This window comes from Thermomonas hydrothermalis, from assembly GCF_900129205.1.
GTDB classification, from domain to species: domain Bacteria; phylum Pseudomonadota; class Gammaproteobacteria; order Xanthomonadales; family Xanthomonadaceae; genus Thermomonas; species Thermomonas hydrothermalis.
In genome coordinates this window covers 1-4,733 of sequence record NZ_FQUK01000059.1, presented here as the reverse complement: position 1 = coordinate 4,733, position 4,733 = coordinate 1, and the positions used below count along the sequence as shown (strand labels likewise).

General features: G+C 67.0%; 3 protein-coding genes. All 3 read right to left on the bottom strand.

Annotated features, from left to right (window positions below; translation table 11 throughout):
* Positions 1-112: 112 nt before the first annotated feature.
* The gene (gene rarD, locus BUA29_RS11265) at positions 113-1,042 is read right to left on the bottom strand and encodes an EamA family transporter RarD (RefSeq protein ID WP_072756630.1); all 930 of its coding nucleotides are present in this window, start codon (positions 1,040-1,042) and stop codon (positions 113-115) included.
* A complete protein-coding gene (gene yedA / locus BUA29_RS11260; RefSeq protein ID WP_072756629.1) occupies positions 1,039-1,956 on the bottom strand; it encodes a drug/metabolite exporter YedA in 918 nt (305 codons plus the stop codon). Before yedA ends, rarD begins: the two co-directional genes overlap by 4 nt.
* A 133-nt stretch (positions 1,957-2,089) precedes the next feature.
* Positions 2,090-4,279, bottom strand: a complete 2,190-nt coding sequence (locus tag BUA29_RS11255; RefSeq protein ID WP_072756628.1) for a carboxy terminal-processing peptidase — start codon at positions 4,277-4,279, stop codon at positions 2,090-2,092.
* Positions 4,280-4,733 lie beyond the last annotated feature (454 nt).

The window sequence follows — 4,733 nt, the reverse complement described above, 5'->3', positions numbered from 1 at the left end:
ATTGTAGCTATCCGGGGTGAGAGAGGGAGCTACAACTCGGCACGGTATGCGCTCACCCTCTACTTGTTAGCTATCCAAAGAGAGCAGGTATAACGGCGCGATTTGAACCAGCTCAGGCCAGGTCTGCGAGTGCGGCCTGGCGTTGGCGGCGGGTGTGGCGCAGGCCGTCGGCCATGAATACCGCCAGCGCCACCCAGATGCAGAGAAAGCCAAGCAGGCGGACACGGTCGAACGGTTCATCGAAGATCAGCACGCCGATCAGGAACTGCAGGGTCGGGGCGATGTATTGCATCACCCCGACCACGGTCAGCGAGACGCGCCGCACGGCGTAGGCAAACCCGATCAGCGGCAGCGCGGTGATCAGACCCGACAGCACCAGCAAGGCAAATGTCGCGGTGTCGCCCGGGCCGGTGCTGGTGTATCCGAGGCCGGCACCGTGCAACCACAGCAGTGCCGCCAGTGCTGGCAGAACCAGGTAGGCGTTTTCGATGCCCAGCCCGGTGACGGCATCGACGTGCGCCAGCTTGCGCAGCACGCCGTACAGCCCGAACGATGCCGCCAGCGCCAGTGCAATCCAGGGTGGGCGGCCGTACTGCCAGGTCAGCCACAGCACGCCGACCAGGGCAATCGCGACCGACAGCCATTGCAGCGGGCGCAGCCGTTCGCGCAGGAACAGCACACCGATCACCACATTGAGCAGCGGGTTGATGAAGTAGCCCAGGGCGGTTTCCACCACGTGGCCGGCGTTCACCGCCCAGATGTAGAGCCCCCAGTTGAACGCGATCAGCACGCTGCTGAGCAGCAGCATGGCGCGCAGGCGTGGTGCGCCGGTCAGGGCCAGCCGCAGCCAGTGGCGGCCATCGCGCCAGGTGAGGAAGGCGCCCACCAGCAGCGCACTCCAGACCACGCGGTGCAGCACGATCTGCAGCGAAGGCACGTGCTTGAGCAGATGCCAGTACAGCGGGGCCACCCCCCACAGGGTGAAGCTGGCCAGGGCGGCCCAGATGCCGCGGGTGACGTCCTGACGCGTGGACGCGCTCATGCCACGTCCTCCACCGGTGCAGCGGGCGTGGTGTTGGCGCTCCGGCGCAGGGTGATGACGGCCACGGCCAGCAGGATCACTGCAATGGCGACGGCCTCGTGCGCACCGATCCGTTCGTGTGCCAGCCAGGCGCCCAGCAGCACCGCGATCGCCGGGTTGACGTAGGCATAGCTGCCGGCCAGCGCCGGCCGCACGTGGTGCAGCAGCCAGACGTAGGCAGAGAAGCCTGCCAGCGAGCCCATCACCACCAGATACCAGAATGCCGCCAGCGCGCGTGCCGTGGGCAGGCCGGACAGGCGCTCGCCCAATGCCAGCCCGACGACCAGCATCAGCAGGCCGCCGCACAGCATTTGCGCGGCGGCGGACATCAGCGGCGCGGGCAGATCGCGGCCGCGGCTCCAGATCGAGCCGAATGACCAGGACACCGAGGCGATCAGCAATGCGAGCAGGCCCAGCGGGGCGCCGGTCAGGCTGTCACTGCTGCTCAGCCAGACCACGCCGATGAAACCGATGCCCAGGCCGACCATCTCAAGCCGTGTCGGCCGATGGCCGCGCATGGCCGCAAACACCGCCATCCACAGCGGCGCGGAGGCCACGGTGACCGCGGCCAGCCCGGACGACACTTTGGTCTCGGCCAGGTTCACCATGCCGTTGCCCAACAGCAGCAACAACGCTCCCATCACTGCGGCGTTCCGCCACTGCCGCGGGGTCGGCCCCGGCTCCCCGCGCAGGCGCAGGACGCCAAGCAGCAGCGCGCCGGCGATCACAAAGCGGATCCCGCCCAGCAGGAAGGGCGGAAACCCGCCTTCCAGCGCGATCCGGATCGCCAGATAGGTCGAGCCCCAAATCAGATAGACGGCACTCAGGGCCAGGGCTGTGCGGGCGAGCGAAGCGGTCGGGGGTGCTGAGGACATGGGGTTGCCTTGCAAACGGCGGCGGGCACCCGGATGGTGCCCGCCCGTCGATCAATGTGGGGATCGCCGGTCAGGGAGGATCGGCGCAATGCCATCCTGGCCGACGGAACTCTCCGCCGTGGTGGGAGCGTTCTTAGTCGGCCCAGTGACCGCCCGCGTTGCGAGTGGCGGGCAGCACCCGTGCCGCCAGTGCGCCGTCCTTGCCGAGCAAGCCGATGGCGTCGGCGAGGATGGCGGCGGATTCGCGCAGCAGCGGGTCGATCATTTTGCGGGCCGCTTCCTCGCGCGCCACCGATTCGGCGACGTTGCGTTCGTCAGCGGCCAGCCCATCATCCGGGCGCGCTTCCAGCAGCGGATCCTGGGCCAGCCCCAGGCGCTTGCGTTCCTCGGCGCGCTGCTTGCGCTGTGCCTCGAAGCGGTCGCGCTCGGCGCGGCGCTCGGCTTCGTTGAGCGAGATCGACTTCTTCGCCTGCTCCTCCCGGAACCGGCGCACATCCTCCAGCCACCACTGGTATTCCACATCCTTGGCCGTGCGCGCCTGGTGCAGGACGTCGAGCTGGGGCAGCAAGGGTGTGAAGTTGCCGTAGCGCACATGGGGGGCGGCGGCGATGCGCGACCACGGCAGCGCATTGGGGTAGGTGCTTTCGCCGTATTCGCTGGCATCGACACTGGCGGGGAAGGCCACATCCGGCTGCACGCCCTTGTTTTGCGTGCTGCTGCCATCCGGGCGGAAGAATTGGGCGACGGTCAGTTTGACTTCGCCAAAGCGCGGGGTCTCATTGGCCGGCCAGCGATCCAGATCCACCAGCGTCTGCACGGTGCCCTTGCCGAAGGTGTCCTCGCCGATGATCAGGCCGCGCCCGTAGTCCTTGATCGCGCCGGCGACGATCTCCGAGGCCGAGGCGGACCCACGATTGACCAGCACGGCCAGCGGCCCGTCCCAGGCCACGCCGGCATCCTGGTCGTATTGCACGGTGACCCGGCCGCCGGTTTCGCGGACTTGCACCACCGGCCCCTTGTCGATGAACAGGCCGGTCAGCTCGACGGCCTCGCTGAGCGAGCCGCCGCCGTTGCCACGCAGATCCAGCACCACGCCATCGACGTTCTGGGCCCGGAAATCGGCCAGCATCCGCGCCACGTCGCGGGTGGCAGAGGCGTAGTTCTTGTCACCGCGGCGGCGGGCTTCGAAGTCCTGATAGAAGCCAGGCAGGCGGATCACCCCGATCCGTCGTGCCGGCAGGGTGCCATTGGCCGGCACGCTGATGATGTCGGCGCGTGCGCGCTGGTCTTCCAGCCGAACCTTGGCACGGGTCAGCACGATCTGCTGCGGCTTGCTGTCGAGCGGGGCTTCGGCCGGCACCACGTCCAGCCGCACCTGGGTGTTGGCGGGGCCGCGGATCAGTGCCACCACATCGTCGATGCGCCAGCCCACCACATCCTTCATCTCGCCGCTGGTGCCCTGGCCGACCGCGACGATGCGATCGCCCGGCTTGAGTTTGCCGCTGCGTGCGGCCGGCCCGCCCGGCACCATTTCGCGCACCACCACCACGTCATCCTGGCGGAACAGCACCGCGCCGATGCCTTCCAGCGAGTTGGACATCTGCACGTTGAAGTTTTCCGCGCTGCGCGGGGTCAGGTAATCGGTATGTGGGTCGATCCGGCTGGCGTAGGCATTCATGAAGCTCTGGAACACGTCCTCGCCTTTGATCTGCTGCACGCTGGTCAGCACGTTGGCATACCGCTTGTCCAGCAGCTTGCGGATCTCGTCCGGCTGCTTGCCGGCCAGCTTCAGGCGCAGCCAGTCGTTCTTGACCGACTGCCGCCACAGCTGGTCGAGCGCGGCACTGTCCGCCCATGGCGCATCTTTGCGGTCATAGGCGTAACGCTCGTCCTTGCTGAAATCGAAGCTGCCGGTGAGCAGGCGGCGGGCATAGGCCACCCGCTCCTCCACCCGTTGCCGGTACAGCGCGAAGATCGCCCAGGCCGGCTCGACCTTGCCGCTCTTGATGGCGTCGTCCAAGGTGGTGGCGTAGCGGGCTTTGAGCTCGGCAACGTCCTGGTCGGTGAAGAACAGCTTCGAGGGGTCCAGCGCCTTGAGATATTCGTCGAGGATTTCCTGCGACAGGGCATCGTCCAGCGCACGCGGCCGATAGGCGTAGCGGCTGTCGGACAACAGGCCGTACACCATGCGTGCGGCGATCGACTGGTTCTGGGTGGGGCCATCGGGCAGGGCGGCGGTATCGCCGGCGGCCGCCAGCAGCGCCAGCGGCGCGGCCAGCACCAGGCCAAACAGGAGAGCGAACAGGGGACGCTGACGGGTCATGCGGGGATCCGCGGTGGGGGTGGTGGAACAACAGGGATGCTGGCAGGCAGGTGGACCGCCGGCCAGTGCCGGAAGTTCACGCGGCTGTGTGCTAGCTCCACTCTACCTGCATTGTCGATCAGTTTGTGAACGTTTGTGCAGTGCGGCGCATGAGCCGCGTCGGCGAATGACTGGCTGGGAGTGACTCCGGTTGTGATGTCGCTTGACGAAATAAAGGGGGGGGGTGATATAGAGTGGTCACCAGTATCAAATCGGGGAATTAAGGTGTTACGGAGTGGTGGCTTGAAATGGGCTCAATCGCGATTCCAGTGGAAACGGTTCATGTCTGATGGGGAGCATGGAGCCAAGGGTGACGGGGTAGATGCCTGAGCTTGGCGCACAGCAGGTAGCTGATGGCGATCAGGTTGGCGTCAGTGCGATAGCCCTTGGCGCGGGCCTTGGCGGCCTGGATCTG

Excerpts from the sequence above, each read along its gene's own strand:
- rarD (WP_072756630.1), bottom strand. The coding sequence starts at position 1,042 with ATGAGCGCGTCCACGCGTCAGGACGTCACCCGCGGCATCTGGGCCGCC.
- yedA (WP_072756629.1), bottom strand. The coding sequence starts at position 1,956 with ATGTCCTCAGCACCCCCGACCGCTTCGCTCGCCCGCACAGCCCTGGCC.
- BUA29_RS11255 (WP_072756628.1), bottom strand. The coding sequence starts at position 4,279 with ATGACCCGTCAGCGTCCCCTGTTCGCTCTCCTGTTTGGCCTGGTGCTG.